Raw genomic sequence first — 14,272 nt, 5'->3', positions numbered from 1 at the left:
GTGGGCCGCGATGAGCAGACCCATGCGGTGCGTGTGGTCGTGGGGCTGGCCGAGCCGCCACGTCCGGACACCCCCACCCCCGCTCCGGCACCGGGCGGCTCCCGCCGTTGTCGGCTGCGGCATGCCCGTGGCAGCGTGGGGCGATGATCTCTGTGGAGATGCTTGATCTCGGATACTTCGTTCGGCCCGCCGAGGAGTGGGGCGGCGATCACGATCGGCAGGAGCCGGTGCTCGCCTACCTGGTCAGGCATCGTGGCGGCAGCCTCATCTTCGACACCGGACTTGGGGAAGGTTCGCCCGAGACCGACGCGCACTATCGGCCCGTGCGGCGGGTGTTGGAGGTCGGGGACGTGGATCTGGTCGTCAACTGCCATCTGCATTTCGACCACATCGGCGGCAATCGCGCGCTTGGGCGCCCCGTGCTGGTGCAGAAGAAGGAGCTCGCCGTCGCGCGGGCGGGTGGGTACACCATCGACTCGTTGGTGGACGGTGTGCGGTACGTGGAGGTCGATGGTGAGTACGAGGTGGGCGAGGGGGTGCGGGTGGTGCCGACGCCGGGGCACACCGACGGGCATCAGTCGCTGGTGGTCGATCATGGGGACCGGGTGACCGTGCTCGCGGGGCAGGCGTACGACTTCGCGGGGGAGTTCGGGCGGCCGTACCGGCCGTGGCTGGAGCGGCTCGGGGAGCTCGGGGGCGGGCGGCCCGCGCGTGTCCTGTTCGCCCATGACCGGGAGGTTTGGGAAGGGGTGCTGCCCCCGCCCCGGTAGCCTGTGCGCCCGTGACCGAAACCCTGATCTGGACCGTTGCCGCGCTGATCCTCGTCGGCGTCTACCTCAGCTGGACCGCCGGCCGCCTCGACCGGCTGCACACGCGGATCGACGCGGCCCGGGCGGCGCTCGACGCGCAGTTGCTCCGGCGGGCCTCGGTCGCTCAGGAGCTGGCCACCTCGGGGGTGCTCGATCCCGCCGCGTCGATCGTGCTCTACGAGGCCGCGCACGCGGCCCGCCAGGCCGAGGAGGACCACCGGGAGGTCGCCGAGAGCGAGCTCAGCCAGGCGCTGCGGGCCGTCTTCGGGGAGCAGGAGCAGGTCGACGTGGTGCGCGAGGCGCCCGGTGGCGAGGAGGCCGCGGGGGAGCTGGCGGCGTCCGTGCGGCGGGTGCCGATGGCGCGGCGGTTCCACAACGACGCCGTACGGGCCGCGAGGGCGCTGCGCCGGCACCGCAAGGTGCGCTGGTTCCGGCTGGCCGGTCACGCCCCGTTCCCGCTCGCCTTCGAAATGGATGACGAGCCGCCCGTGGCCCTTGCGGATCGGCCTGCCTGAGGCCTGTAGCCTTCGTTACCTGCGAAAACGATCCACCGGGTGCACATTGGCCCTTGCTGTGGCCCCCTGGTGGCCGGTTTCCTCGTCTCGTCAACAACCCCCGTTGTCACTGAGTGAGGTACCCATGTCCAGCACCCCGCAGTCCGCCGACGCCATCGGCACCTCCCGCGTCAAGCGCGGCATGGCCGAGCAGCTCAAGGGCGGCGTGATCATGGACGTGGTCAACGCCGAGCAGGCGAAGATCGCCGAGGACGCCGGCGCCGTGGCCGTCATGGCCCTGGAGCGGGTTCCCGCCGACATCCGCAAGGACGGCGGCGTCGCGCGGATGTCCGACCCGAACATGATCGAGGAGATCATCGGCGCGGTCTCCATCCCGGTCATGGCCAAGTCCCGTATCGGCCACTTCGTCGAGGCGCAGGTCCTCCAGTCGCTGGGCGTCGACTACATCGACGAGTCCGAGGTCCTCACCCCGGCCGACGAGGTCAACCACTCCGACAAGTGGGCCTTCACCACGCCGTTCGTCTGTGGCGCCACCAACCTCGGTGAGGCCCTGCGCCGCATCGCCGAGGGCGCGGCCATGATCCGCTCCAAGGGCGAGGCCGGCACCGGCAACGTCGTCGAGGCCGTCCGCCACCTGCGCCAGATCAAGAACGAGATCGCCAAGCTGCGCGGCTTCGACAACAACGAGCTGTACGCCGCCGCCAAGGAGCTGCGCGCCCCCTACGAGCTCGTCAAGGAGGTCGCCGAGCTCGGCAAGCTGCCGGTCGTGCTGTTCTCCGCCGGTGGTGTGGCCACCCCCGCCGACGCCGCGCTGATGCGCCAGCTCGGTGCCGAGGGCGTCTTCGTCGGCTCCGGCATCTTCAAGTCGGGCGACCCGGCCAAGCGCGCCGCTGCCATCGTGAAGGCCACCACCTTCTACGACGACCCGAAGGTCATCGCGGACGCCTCCCGCAACCTGGGCGAGGCCATGGTCGGCATCAACTGCGACACCCTGCCCGAGGCCGAGCGCTACGCGAACCGGGGCTGGTAAGCACCCATGAGCACTCCCGTGATCGGTGTCCTGGCGCTCCAGGGCGACGTCAGGGAGCACCTGATCGCCCTGGCCGCGGCTGACGCCGTGGCCAGGCCGGTCAGGCGCCCCGAGGAGCTCGCCGAGGTCGACGGTCTCGTCATCCCCGGCGGTGAGTCCACCACCATCTCCAAGCTGGCCGTGCTGTTCGGCCTGATGGAGCCGCTGCGTGAGCGGATCGCGGGCGGCATGCCCGTGTACGGCACCTGCGCCGGTCTGATCATGCTCGCCGACAAGATCCTCGACCCGCGCTCGGGCCAGGAGACCTTCGGCGGCATCGACATGATCGTGCGCCGCAACGCCTTCGGGCGGCAGAACGAGTCCTTCGAGGCGGGTGTGGCCGTGACGGGGATCGACACTCCTGTCGAGGGCGTCTTCATCCGCGCCCCGTGGGTCGAGTCCGTTGGCGCCGAGGTCGAGGTGCTCGCCGAGCACGACGGTCACATCGTCGCCGTACGGCAGGGGCGCGCTCTCGCGACGTCGTTCCACCCCGAGCTGACCGGTGACCACCGGATCCACGAGCTGTTCGTGGACATGGTGCGCGACGAGCGGTGACCTGATCCTTGTAGGATCTCTGGGGTTCGTTCAGTAATGGGTTACGCGAAGGAGACAGGCAGATGTCCGGCCACTCTAAATGGGCTACGACGAAGCACAAGAAGGCCGTGATCGACGCCAAGCGCGGCAAGCTCTTCGCGAAGCTGATCAAGAACATCGAGGTCGCGGCCCGCACCGGCGGTGCCGACCCCGAGGGCAACCCGACGCTGTACGACGCCATCCAGAAGGCCAAGAAGTCGTCGGTCCCGAACAAGAACATCGACTCCGCGGTCAAGCGCGGCGGCGGCCTTGAGGCCGGCGGCGTCGACTACGCGACGATCATGTACGAGGGCTACGGCCCGAACGGTGTCGCGGTGCTCATCGAGTGCCTCACCGACAACCGCAACCGTGCCGCCTCCGACGTGCGCGTCGCCATGACCCGCAACGGCGGCTCGATGGCCGACCCGGGCTCGGTCTCGTACCTGTTCAACCGCAAGGGTGTCGTCGTGCTCCCCAAGGCCGAGCTGACCGAGGACGACGTCCTCGGCGCCGTCCTGGAGGCGGGCGCCGAGGAGGTCAACGACCTCGGTGACAGCTTCGAGGTCATCAGCGAGGCCACCGACCTGGTCGCGGTCCGTACCGCGCTCCAGGAGGCCGGCATCGACTACGACTCGGCCGAGTCCAGCTTCGTCCCGACCATGCAGGTCGAGCTCGACGAGGAGGGCGCGCGCAAGATGTTCAAGCTGATCGACGCGCTGGAGGACAGCGACGACGTGCAGAACGTCTTCGCCAACTTCGACGTCAGCGACGAGGTCATGGAGAAGGTCGACGCCTGAGCGCGGCCTGAGCACGGCTTTTCGGCAGCGGGCCGACGGGACACACCCCGTCGGCCCGCTGCTTTGCCCTGCGTTGTCGGTGGCAGCGGATAGCCTGCACAAACAGACTTGCGATCAGGGAGGGGTGACGTGCGCGTACTCGGGGTTGACCCCGGACTGACCCGCTGCGGTGTCGGGGTCGTCGAGGGCGTCGCCGGGCGGCCGCTGTCCATGCTCGGGGTCGGTGTCGTGCGGACGCCCGCGGACGCCGACATCGGCACCCGGCTGGTCGGCATCGAGCGCGGGATCGAGGAGTGGATCGAGCGCTTCCAGCCCGAACTCGTGGCCGTGGAGCGCGTGTTCAGCCAGCACAACGTGAGCACGGTGATGGGCACCGCCCAGGCCAGCGCCGTCGCCATGCTCTGCGCCGCCCGCCGCGGCCTGCCCGTCGCCCTGCACACGCCCAGTGAGGTCAAGGCCGCCGTCACCGGCAGCGGCCGGGCCGACAAGGCCCAGGTCGGCGCCATGGTCACCCGGCTGCTCCGGCTCTCCGCCCCGCCCAAGCCGGCCGACGCCGCCGACGCCCTCGCCCTCGCCATCTGCCACATCTGGCGCGCCCCCGCCCAGAACCGCCTCCAGCAGGCCGTCGCCCTGCACGCCTCGAAAGGCCGTACCCGATGATCGCCTTCGTCAGCGGCCCGGTGGCCGCCCTCGCCCCCTCGACCGCCGTCGTCGAGGTCGGCGGCATCGGCATGGCCGTCCAGTGCACCCCGAACACGATCGCCGGGCTGCGGATCGGCGAGCACGCCCGGCTCGCCACCTCACTGGTCGTCCGTGAGGACTCGCTCACGCTGTACGGCTTCGCCGACGACGACGAGCGGCAGGTCTTCGAGCTGCTCCAGACGGCCAGCGGGGTCGGCCCCCGGCTCGCCCAGGCCATGCTCGGCGTGCACCGCCCCGACGCGCTGCGGCTCGCGTTCTCCACCGGCGACGAGAAGGCGCTGACCGCCGTCCCCGGCATCGGCAAGAAGGGCGCCCAGAAGCTCCTCCTCGAACTGAAGGACAAGCTGGGCTCCCCGCTCGGCAGCAGTGGCCTCGTGGGCGCCCAGCGGGCCGTCGCCAGTGGACCCGCCCCCTGGACCGAGCAGCTCGCCGCCGCCCTCGTCGGGCTCGGCTACGCGAGCCGCGAGGCCGAGGAGGCCGTGGCGGCCGTCACCCCGCAGGCCGAGGCCGCGCTCGCCGAGACCGGCTCCGCGCCCGTCCCGCAGCTGCTGCGCGCCGCCCTGCAGACCCTCAACCGCGCCCGCTGACCTCCCGTACGAAGAAGAAGGCATCCACCACCGTGAACTGGGACGACGAGACGGCACCGGCCGAGGAGGAGCGCATCGTCGACGCCTCCGCCGAGGGCGACGACCAGGCCGTCGAGGCCGCGCTGCGGCCGAAGGACCTCAGCGAGTTCGTCGGCCAGGAGAAGGTCCGTCAGCAGCTCGACCTGGTCCTCAAGGCCGCCCGCCAGCGTGGCGCCACCGCCGATCACGTGCTGCTCTCCGGCGCCCCCGGCCTCGGCAAGACCACCCTGTCGATGATCATCGCGGCGGAGATGAACGCGCCGATCAGGATCACCAGCGGCCCCGCCATCCAGCACGCCGGCGACCTCGCGGCCATCCTGTCCTCGCTCCAGGAGGGCGAGATCCTCTTCCTCGACGAGATCCACCGGATGTCCCGGCCCGCCGAGGAGATGCTCTACATGGCGATGGAGGACTTCCGCGTCGACGTCATCGTCGGCAAGGGCCCCGGCGCCACCGCCATCCCCCTGGAGCTGCCGCCCTTCACCCTGGTCGGCGCCACCACCCGGGCCGGCCTGCTGCCGCCGCCGCTGCGCGACCGCTTCGGCTTCACCGGGCACATGGAGTTCTACGAGCCGCACGAGCTGGAGCGGGTCGTACGCCGCTCCGCGGGCCTCCTCGACGTCGAGATCGACACCGAAGGCGCCGCCGAGATCGCCGGCCGCTCCCGCGGCACCCCCCGGATCGCCAACCGGCTGCTGCGCCGGGTGCGGGACTACGCCCAGGTCAGGGCGGACGGCGTGATCACCCGCGAGATCGCCGCCGCCGCCCTCGGGGTGTACGAGGTCGACAGCCGCGGTCTCGACCGCCTCGACCGCGCGGTGCTCCAGGCGCTGCTCAAGCTGTTCGGCGGCGGCCCGGTCGGCCTGTCGACCCTCGCCGTCGCCGTGGGGGAGGAGCGCGAGACCGTCGAGGAGGTCGCCGAACCCTTCCTCGTACGTGAGGGACTTCTCGCACGTACACCCCGTGGCCGGGTCGCCACTCCGGCGGCCTGGAGCCACCTGGGAATGGTTCCGCCGCAGGCCGCGGGGCCTGGGGCGGCGGGAAAGGGACAACAGGGGCTGTTCGGGGCGTGACGGCGCGGAGACTCGCCCGTTAGGGAACCGGGGTGCGATGCTGGGCGTTGTTCCATCGATGCGGACTCGCCTAGACTCCGCCGGTGCCGCTCCTTATGGTCGGCGCACCCACCCCCGAATCAGGCTGCGCAGTCTTCGCGGCCTTGCGAAGGAAATTCCGTCCCGTGAATAACATCGGCATGCTCCTCCCGTTCATCGTGCTCATCGGGGCCATGTTCCTCATGACCCGCTCTGCCAAGAAGAAGCAGGCGCAGGCGGCGGAGATGCGCAACCAGCTGGCACCCGGTACCGGCGTTCGCACGATCGGGGGGATGTACGCCACCGTCAAGGAGATCGGCGACGAGACCGTCCTTCTCGAGGTCGCGCCCGGCGTCCACGCGGTCTACGCGAAGAACTCCATCGGCGCCGTCCTGGAGGACTCCGAGTACAACCGGATCGTCCACGGCGACGAGCCCGGCGAGGTCGTCCCCGACGACGCCTCCTCGCTGACCGAGGCCGCCGAGGAGACCACCGAGGACGTCAAGGCCGACCTCACCAAGAAGACGGACGCCGCCGAGGGCGACAAGGACGGCAAGGCCGACGGCGGGACCGAGGCGAAGTAGTTCGCGGCCGGAGCCGCGCGTCCGCCCACCCGGCGCGCGCGGCTCCGGCGACGGTTTCACGTCTGCGGGGGCAGGTCCCCACCACACACTTCGTGGCCGTTCCGCGCCCAACCGGCGCGGGGCGGTTTGGACAGGGAGATACGACAGGTGGCAGCACCGAAGAAGGGCCGAAGGCCGGCGGGGGGACAGAGCCGGCCGGGCCGCGCCCTGGCACTCATTCTGATCGCCATGGTCGCGCTCACCGGCGGCATGTTCTGGTCGGGGCACACCACCCCGCGCCTGGGCATCGACCTCGCCGGCGGTACGTCGATCACGCTCAAGGCGAAGGCGGAGCCCGGACAGGAGTCCGCCGTCAACGAGACCAACATGAACACGGCGGTCGGCATCATCGAGCGCCGCGTCAACGGTCTGGGTGTCTCGGAGGCCGAGGTCCAGACGCAGGGCCGCGAGAACATCATCGTGAACATCCCCAAGGGGACGAACGAGAAGCAGGCCCGCGAGCAGGTCGGTACCACCGCCCAGCTGTACTTCCGGCAGGTCATGGCCGTCGCCCCCGCCGAGCAGGCGCCGGCGCCGGACGCCAGCACCAAGCCCGCGCCGAAGCCCTCGGCCTCGGGCGCCACCGCCGACAAGGGCAAGACGGACAAGTCCGCCACCCCGTCGGCCACCGCGTCCACCCAGGGCCGTGCCGTCACCGAGGCGCTGAAGGCCCCGAGCCCCACGCCGACCGCGACGTCCGCCACGACGCCGAAGGCGACCGGCACGCCGAAGGCCGACACCCCGGCCGACCCGGCCACCGCCGCCCTCCAGCAGAAGTTCGTCACGCTGAACTGCCTGGACCCCAAGCAGCGCACGGCCGCCGGTAACGGCGTCAAGGCCACCGAGCCGACCGTCGCCTGTGGCAAGAACGCCATCGGCCAGTGGGAGAAGTACCTCCTCGGCCCCGCCGAGGTGGACGGCAAGGACGTCGACGACGCCAAGGGCGTCTTCGACCAGCAGCGTGGCATGTGGATCGTCACGATGGACTTCACCAGCGGCGGCGCCAAGAAGTTCCAGACGATCACCGCCAAGCTCTCGCAGCAGCAGGAGCCGCAGAACCAGTTCGCCATCGTCCTCGACGGCGAGGTCGTCTCGGCCCCCTCCGTGCGCCAGACCCTGAGCGCCAGCGCCGAGATCTCCGGCAGCTTCAACCAGCAGTCGGCCCAGGACCTCGGCAACATCCTGTCCTACGGTGCCCTGCCGCTCACGTTCGACACGCAGAGCGTCGACACCGTGACCGCCGCGCTCGGCGGCGACCAGCTGGAGGCCGGCCTGATCGCGGGCGCCATCGGTCTCGCGCTGGTCATCATCTACCTGGTGGTCTACTACCGCGGCCTGTCGCTGATCGCCATCCTCAGCCTCGGCGTCTCGGCCCTGCTCACCTACGTGATCATGGCCCTGCTCGGCCCGGCCATCGGCTTCGCGCTGAACCTGCCGGCCGTCTGCGGCGCCATCGTGGCCATCGGCATCACGGCGGACTCGTTCATCGTGTACTTCGAACGCATCCGTGACGAGGTCCGCGAGGGCCGCACGCTGCGCCCGGCCGTCGAGCGTGCCTGGCCGCGGGCCCGGCGCACCATCCTGGTCTCCGACTTCGTGTCGTTCCTCGCCGCCGCGGTGCTCTTCATCGTCACCGTCGGCAAGGTCCAGGGCTTCGCGTTCACGCTCGGCCTGACCACCCTGCTCGACATCGTCGTGGTGTTCCTCTTCACCAAGCCGGTGATGACGCTCCTCGCCCGGACCAAGTTCTTCGGAGAGGGCCACAAGTGGTCCGGCCTCGACCCGAAGCGCCTGGGCGCGAAGCCGCCGCTGCGCCGCTCCCGCCGCCAGTCCGCCCCCGTCGACCCGAAGGAGGCGTGAGATGTCGAAGCTCGGAGATCTCGGCGCCCGGCTCCACCGAGGTGAGGTCGGCTACGACTTCATCGGCAACCGCAAGATCTGGTACGGCATCTCGATCCTGATCACCATCACGGCGATCGTGGCCCTCGCGGTGCGCGGCCTCAACATGGGCATCGAGTTCCAGGGCGGCGCCGTCTTCACCACCCCGAAGACGAACGTCTCGGTCACCCAGGCCCAGGAGTACGCGGAAGAGGCCTCCGGCCACGACGCGATCGTCCAGGAGCTCGGCAGCGGCTCCCTGCGCATCCAGGTCGGCGGTCTCGACACCCAGAAGTCCGACCAGGTCCGCGCGGAGCTCGCCAAGGACCTGAACGTCCCCGAGGACAAGATCGCGGCGGAGCTCGTCGGCCCCAGCTGGGGTGAGCAGATCGCCACGAAGGCCTGGACCGGACTCGCGGTCTTCATGATCCTGGTGGTGATCTACCTCGCCATCGCCTTCGAGTGGAGAATGGCCGTCGCGGCGCTCATCGCGCTGATCCACGACCTCACCATCACCGTCGGCATCTACTCGCTGGTGGGCTTCGAGGTCACGGTCGGTACGGTCATCGGTCTGCTGACGATCCTCGGTTACTCGCTCTACGACACGGTCGTCGTCTTCGACTCGCTCAAGGAGCAGACGAAGGGCATCACCAAGCAGACCCGCTGGACCTACAGCGAGATCGCCAACCGGTCGATCAACGGCACCCTGGTCCGTTCGATCAACACCACCGTCGTCGCGCTGCTGCCGGTCGCCGGCCTGCTCTTCATCGGTGGCGGCGTCCTCGGCGCCGGCATGCTGAACGACATCTCGCTGTCGCTGTTCGTGGGTCTCGCCGCCGGTGCGTACTCCTCGATCTTCATCGCCACCCCGCTCGTCGCCGACCTCAAGGAGCGCGAGCCGGCGATGAAGGCCCTGAAGAAGCGCGTCCTGGCGAAGCGCGCCGCCGCGGCCGCCAAGGGCGAGTCCCTCGACGAGGGCAGTGACCTCGCGGAGGGCGCCCTCGCCGGTGAGGCGAGCCGCTGATGACCGCCGAGGCCCAGAGCACCACGGAGCTGCTGCTCAGCCGCATCCGTGACGTCCCCGACTACCCGAAGCCCGGGGTGCTGTTCAAGGACATCACCCCGCTGCTCGCGGACCCGGAGGCGTTCACCGCTCTGACCGACGCCCTCGCCGGGCTGTGCGCGGCGCAGGGCGCGACGAAGATCGTCGGCCTGGAGGCCCGGGGCTTCATCCTGGCCGCCCCGGTCGCCGTCCGCGCCGGACTCGGCTTCATCCCGGTCCGCAAGGCCGGGAAGCTGCCCGGGGCCACCCTGCGGCAGGCGTACGAGCTGGAGTACGGCACCGCCGAGATCGAGGTGCACGCCGAGGACCTGGCCCCGGGCGACCGGGTCATGGTCATCGACGACGTCCTCGCCACCGGCGGCACCGCCGAGGCCTCCATCGAGCTCATCCGGCGTGCCGGGGCCGAGGTCGCCGGCGTCGCCGTCCTGATGGAGCTGGGCTTCCTGCCCGGCCGCAGCCGTCTGGAGCCGGCCCTGGCCGGCGCTCCGCTCACCGCGCTCATCACCGTCTGACACCGTCTGGCACCGTCTGACCCGTACGGGGGCGGCCCGGGGAATTCCCCGGGCCGCCCCCGTCGTTTTCCGGACACATCCCGGAACGGGGTCTTCCAGGGAGCGGCCCGGACGTCTCAGCCCGCAGGCGCGTGAGCACAGCCGCTTCCAGGTCGATACGATGGCCTTTCCGGGCCTGACCGGGGGACCCGGAACTCTCCTCAGAGGAGCGCTCTTGCCAGACGAGGCCCAGCCACTCTCCGCCGCGCAGCCCGAGCAGCAGGCCGACCAGGCCGCGTCGGGACCCGCCGCGCCCCAGAACAAGGCCGCGGAGACCAGGCCAGCGGCCCCGGCTCCGGCCCCGTCGGTTCGGCCCGCCCCCGCGCCCTCCGGCCGCACGGGCGGCTCCTCCAGCCGGGTGCGCGCCCGCCTCGCCCGCCTGGGCGTGCAGCGCTCCTCCCCGTACAACCCGGTCCTCGAACCGCTGCTGCGGATCGTCCGCTCCAACGATCCGAAGATCGAAACGGCGACATTGCGCCAGATCGAGCGGGCCTACCAGGTCGCCGAGCGCTGGCACCGAGGCCAGAAGCGCAAGAGCGGCGACCCGTACATCACCCACCCGCTCGCGGTCACCACGATCCTCGCCGAGCTGGGCATGGACCCGGCGACGCTGATGGCCGGTCTGCTGCACGACACCGTCGAGGACACCGAGTACGGCCTGGACACCCTGCGTCGCGACTTCGGCGACCAGGTCGCCCTGCTCGTCGACGGCGTCACCAAGCTGGACAAGGTCAAGTTCGGCGAGGCCGCCCAGGCCGAGACCGTCCGCAAGATGGTCGTCGCCATGGCCAAGGACCCGCGCGTCCTGGTCATCAAGCTGGCCGACCGCCTGCACAACATGCGCACCATGCGCTATCTCAAGCGGGAGAAGCAGGAGAAGAAGGCCCGCGAGACCCTGGAGATCTACGCCCCGCTGGCGCACCGGCTGGGCATGAACACCATCAAGTGGGAGCTGGAGGACCTCGCCTTCGCGATCCTCTACCCCAAGATGTACGACGAGATCGTCCGGCTGGTCGCCGAGCGCGCCCCCAAGCGGGACGAGTACCTGGCCATAGTGACCGACGAGGTCCAGGCCGACCTGCGCGCGGCGCGGATCAAGGCCACCGTCACCGGGCGCCCCAAGCACTACTACAGCGTCTACCAGAAGATGATCGTCCGCGGCCGTGACTTCGCGGAGATCTACGACCTGGTCGGCATCCGTGTCCTCGTCGACACGGTCAGGGACTGTTACGCCGCCCTCGGCACCGTCCACGCGCGATGGAACCCGGTCCCCGGCCGGTTCAAGGACTACATCGCGATGCCGAAGTTCAACATGTACCAGTCGCTGCACACGACGGTCATCGGACCCAACGGCAAGCCCGTCGAGCTCCAGATCCGCACCTTCGACATGCACCGGCGCGCCGAGTACGGCATCGCCGCGCACTGGAAGTACAAGCAGGAGGCCGTCGCGGGCGCCTCCAAGGTCCGCGCCGACGTGCCCAAGAAGGCCGGCAAGGACGACCACCTCAACGACATGGCCTGGCTGCGCCAGCTGCTCGACTGGCAGAAGGAGACCGAGGACCCCTCGGAGTTCCTGGAGTCGCTGCGCTTCGACCTCTCCCGCAACGAGGTCTTCGTCTTCACCCCCAAGGGCGACGTCATAGCGCTGCCCGCGGGCGCCACCCCGGTCGACTTCTCCTACGCCGTCCACACCGAGGTCGGGCACCGCACCATAGGGGCCCGGGTCAACGGCCGGCTCGTGCCGCTGGAGTCCACCCTCGACAACGGCGACCTGGTCGAGGTCTTCACCTCCAAGGCCGCGGGCGCCGGTCCCTCCCGGGACTGGCTCGGCTTCGTCAAGTCCCCGCGCGCCCGGAACAAGATCCGCGCCTGGTTCTCCAAGGAGCGCCGCGACGAGGCCATCGAGCAGGGCAAGGACGCCATCGCGCGGGCCATGCGCAAGCAGAATCTGCCGATCCAGCGGATCCTCACCGGCGACTCGCTCGTCACCCTCGCCCACGAGCTGCGCTACAGCGACATCTCCTCGCTGTACGCGGCGATCGGCGAGGGCCATGTCACGGCCCAGTCCATCGTGCAGAAGCTGGTCCACGCCCTCGGCGGCGAGGAGGCCGCCACCGAGGACATCGCCGAGACCGCCCCGCCGGTCAGGGGCCGCTCCAAGCGCCGCTCCAGCGCCGACCCGGGCGTGGTCGTCAAGGGCGTCGAGGACGTCTGGGTCAAGCTGGCCCGGTGCTGCACGCCGGTGCCCGGCGACCCGATCATCGGCTTCGTGACCCGTGGCAGCGGGGTCTCGGTGCACCGCAGCGACTGCGTCAACGTCGACTCGCTGTCCCGGGAGCCCGAGCGGATCCTGGAGGTCGAGTGGGCCCCCACCCAGTCCTCGGTCTTCCTCGTCGCCATCCAGGTCGAGGCGCTCGACCGGTCCCGGCTCCTCTCGGACGTCACCCGGGTCCTGTCGGACCAGCACGTCAACATCCTGTCGGCGGCCGTGCAGACCTCCCGCGACCGGGTGGCCACCTCGCGGTTCACCTTCGAGATGGGCGACCCGAAGCACCTCGGCCACGTCCTGAAGGCCGTCCGGGGCGTCGAGGGCGTCTACGACGTGTACCGCGTCACCAGCGCCCGGCGCCCCTGAGCGAGCGCACGAGAAGGGCCCCCGGCTGGTGCCGGGGGCCCTTCTCGTACCGTCGGACGGGCCGATCAGCCGCCGAACTCCTGCAGACCCTTCAGGGCCTGGTCGAGCAGCGCCTGGCGGCCCTCCAGCTCACGCGCCAGCTTGTCGGCCTTGGCGTCGTTGCCGGCGGCGCGGGCGGTGTCGATCTGCTTCTGCAGCTTGTCGACCGCGTCCTGGAGCTGGCCGGTCAGACCCGCGGCGCGGGCACGCGCCTCCGGGTTGGTGCGGCGCCACTCCGACTCCTCGGCCTCCTGGATCGCCCGCTCCACCGCGTGCATCCGGCCCTCGACCTTCGGGCGGGCGTCACGCGGCACGTGGCCGATGGCCTCCCAGCGCTCGTTGAGGGAACGGAAGGCCGCGCGGGCCGCCTTCAGGTCCGACACCGGCACCAGCTTCTCGGCCTCGACCGCGAGATCCTCCTTCAGCTTGAGGTTCTCGGTCTGCTCCGCGTCCCGCTCGGCGAAGATCTCGCCACGGGCCGCGAAGAAGACGTCCTGGGCGCCGCGGAAGCGGTTCCACAGCTCGTCCTCGTGTTCGCGCTGGGCCCGGCCCGCCGCCTTCCAGTCCGCCATGAGCTCGCGGTAGCGGGCGGCCGTCGTGCCCCAGTCGGTCGAGTTCGAGAGCGACTCGGCCTCGGCGACCAGCTTCTCCTTGGCCTTGCGGGCGTCCTCGCGCTGCGCGTCGAGCGCCGCGAAGTGGGCCTTGCGGCGCTTCGAGAAGGCCGAGCGGGCGTGCGAGAAGCGGTGCCACAGCTCGTCGTCCGACTTGCGGTCCAGACGCGGCAGGCCCTTCCAGGTGTCCACCAGCGCCCGCAGCCGCTCGCCCGCGGAGCGCCACTGCTCGCTCTGCGCCAGCTCCTCGGCCTCGGTGACCAGCGTCTCCTTGGCGGAGCGCGCCTCGTCGGCCTGCTTGGCCTTCTGGACCTTGCGCTCCTCGCGGCGGGACTCGACCGTCTCGATCAGCTTGTCGAGCCGGGCCGACAGCGCGGCCAGGTCGCCCACCGCGTGGTGCTCCCGGACCTGCTCGCGGATGTGCTCGATCGCCGTCTGGGCGTCCTTCGCCGAGAGGTCGGTGGTCCTCACCCGCTTCTCGAGGAGGCCGATCTCGACCACCAGGCCCTCGTACTTGCGCTCGAAGTAGGCCAGCGCCTCCTCAGGGGTGCCCGCCTGCCACGATCCGACGACCTGCTCGCCCTCGGCCGTACGCACGTACACGGTGCCCGTCTCGTCGACGCGGCCCCACGGGTCGCTGCTCACAGCGCCTCCTCACCATGATGCCGTCACGGGGGCCCGGCCCCCTGG

General features: G+C 70.6%; 14 protein-coding genes. 13 read left to right on the top strand and 1 reads right to left on the bottom strand.

The window, feature by feature from the left end:
- Positions 1 to 143: 143 nt before the first annotated feature.
- From ABTZ54_RS25925 to ABTZ54_RS25865, 13 genes are all read left to right on the top strand, one after another.
- A complete protein-coding gene (locus tag ABTZ54_RS25925; RefSeq protein WP_351667422.1) occupies positions 144 to 770 on the top strand; it encodes an MBL fold metallo-hydrolase in 627 nt (208 codons plus the stop codon).
- Between the two features lie 11 nt (positions 771 to 781).
- Entirely contained in the window at positions 782 to 1,324 is a 543-nt protein-coding gene (locus ABTZ54_RS25920) for a LemA family protein (protein ID WP_351667420.1), read from the top strand.
- A gap of 124 nt (positions 1,325 to 1,448) precedes the next feature.
- Positions 1,449 to 2,354, top strand: a complete 906-nt coding sequence (gene pdxS, locus ABTZ54_RS25915; RefSeq protein ID WP_046907504.1) for a pyridoxal 5'-phosphate synthase lyase subunit PdxS — start codon at positions 1,449 to 1,451, stop codon at positions 2,352 to 2,354.
- Positions 2,355 to 2,360: 6 nt separating this feature from the next.
- The gene (pdxT, locus tag ABTZ54_RS25910) at positions 2,361 to 2,948 is read left to right on the top strand and encodes a pyridoxal 5'-phosphate synthase glutaminase subunit PdxT (RefSeq protein ID WP_351667418.1); all 588 of its coding nucleotides are present in this window, start codon (positions 2,361 to 2,363) and stop codon (positions 2,946 to 2,948) included.
- A gap of 62 nt (positions 2,949 to 3,010) precedes the next feature.
- On the top strand, positions 3,011 to 3,763 hold the full coding sequence (locus tag ABTZ54_RS25905) for a YebC/PmpR family DNA-binding transcriptional regulator (protein WP_351667417.1): 753 nt from the start codon (positions 3,011 to 3,013) through the stop codon (positions 3,761 to 3,763).
- Between the two features lie 129 nt (positions 3,764 to 3,892).
- Complete coding sequence (gene ruvC / locus ABTZ54_RS25900) at positions 3,893 to 4,423, top strand: crossover junction endodeoxyribonuclease RuvC (RefSeq protein ID WP_351667415.1); 531 nt, start codon at positions 3,893 to 3,895, stop codon at positions 4,421 to 4,423.
- On the top strand, positions 4,420 to 5,052 hold the full coding sequence (ruvA, locus tag ABTZ54_RS25895) for a Holliday junction branch migration protein RuvA (RefSeq protein WP_351667413.1): 633 nt from the start codon (positions 4,420 to 4,422) through the stop codon (positions 5,050 to 5,052). Before ruvC ends, ruvA begins: the two co-directional genes overlap by 4 nt.
- 32 nt (positions 5,053 to 5,084) lie before the next feature.
- A complete protein-coding gene (gene ruvB, locus ABTZ54_RS25890; RefSeq protein WP_351667411.1) occupies positions 5,085 to 6,164 on the top strand; it encodes a Holliday junction branch migration DNA helicase RuvB in 1,080 nt (359 codons plus the stop codon).
- 179 nt (positions 6,165 to 6,343) lie between these two features.
- Positions 6,344 to 6,766, top strand: a complete 423-nt coding sequence (yajC, locus tag ABTZ54_RS25885; protein WP_351667444.1) for a preprotein translocase subunit YajC — start codon at positions 6,344 to 6,346, stop codon at positions 6,764 to 6,766.
- A gap of 147 nt (positions 6,767 to 6,913) precedes the next feature.
- The gene (secD, locus tag ABTZ54_RS25880; RefSeq protein ID WP_351667409.1) at positions 6,914 to 8,665 is read left to right on the top strand and encodes a protein translocase subunit SecD; all 1,752 of its coding nucleotides are present in this window, start codon (positions 6,914 to 6,916) and stop codon (positions 8,663 to 8,665) included.
- Between the two features lies 1 nt (position 8,666).
- Entirely contained in the window at positions 8,667 to 9,707 is a 1,041-nt protein-coding gene (gene secF, locus ABTZ54_RS25875) for a protein translocase subunit SecF (protein ID WP_351667407.1), read from the top strand.
- Entirely contained in the window at positions 9,707 to 10,258 is a 552-nt protein-coding gene (locus tag ABTZ54_RS25870; protein WP_351667405.1) for an adenine phosphoribosyltransferase, read from the top strand. The genes secF and ABTZ54_RS25870 overlap by 1 nt, the downstream gene beginning before the upstream one ends.
- Before the next feature lie 214 nt (positions 10,259 to 10,472).
- Positions 10,473 to 12,932, top strand: coding sequence for a RelA/SpoT family protein (locus ABTZ54_RS25865; RefSeq protein WP_351667404.1), 2,460 nt, complete (start codon positions 10,473 to 10,475; stop codon positions 12,930 to 12,932).
- Between the two features lie 65 nt (positions 12,933 to 12,997).
- Here ABTZ54_RS25865 and ABTZ54_RS25860 read toward each other — a convergent pair whose 3' ends face one another.
- Entirely contained in the window at positions 12,998 to 14,227 is a 1,230-nt protein-coding gene (locus ABTZ54_RS25860) for a DUF349 domain-containing protein (protein WP_351667402.1), read from the bottom strand.
- Positions 14,228 to 14,272: the final 45 nt, after the last annotated feature.

Source organism: Streptomyces sp. NPDC094032, from assembly GCF_040303965.1.
GTDB lineage: Bacteria > Actinomycetota > Actinomycetes > Streptomycetales > Streptomycetaceae > Streptomyces.
This window is presented reverse-complemented; position numbering and strand designations above follow the sequence as displayed.

Excerpts from the sequence above, each read along its gene's own strand:
- pdxS (WP_046907504.1), top strand. The coding sequence starts at position 1,449 with ATGTCCAGCACCCCGCAGTCCGCCGACGCCATCGGCACCTCCCGCGTC.
- pdxT (WP_351667418.1), top strand. The coding sequence starts at position 2,361 with ATGAGCACTCCCGTGATCGGTGTCCTGGCGCTCCAGGGCGACGTCAGG.
- yajC (WP_351667444.1), top strand. The coding sequence starts at position 6,344 with ATGCTCCTCCCGTTCATCGTGCTCATCGGGGCCATGTTCCTCATGACC.
- ABTZ54_RS25870 (WP_351667405.1), top strand. The coding sequence starts at position 9,707 with ATGACCGCCGAGGCCCAGAGCACCACGGAGCTGCTGCTCAGCCGCATC.
- ruvA (WP_351667413.1), top strand. The coding sequence starts at position 4,420 with ATGATCGCCTTCGTCAGCGGCCCGGTGGCCGCCCTCGCCCCCTCGACC.
- secF (WP_351667407.1), top strand. The coding sequence starts at position 8,667 with ATGTCGAAGCTCGGAGATCTCGGCGCCCGGCTCCACCGAGGTGAGGTC.
- ABTZ54_RS25905 (WP_351667417.1), top strand. The coding sequence starts at position 3,011 with ATGTCCGGCCACTCTAAATGGGCTACGACGAAGCACAAGAAGGCCGTG.
- ABTZ54_RS25925 (WP_351667422.1), top strand. The coding sequence starts at position 144 with ATGATCTCTGTGGAGATGCTTGATCTCGGATACTTCGTTCGGCCCGCC.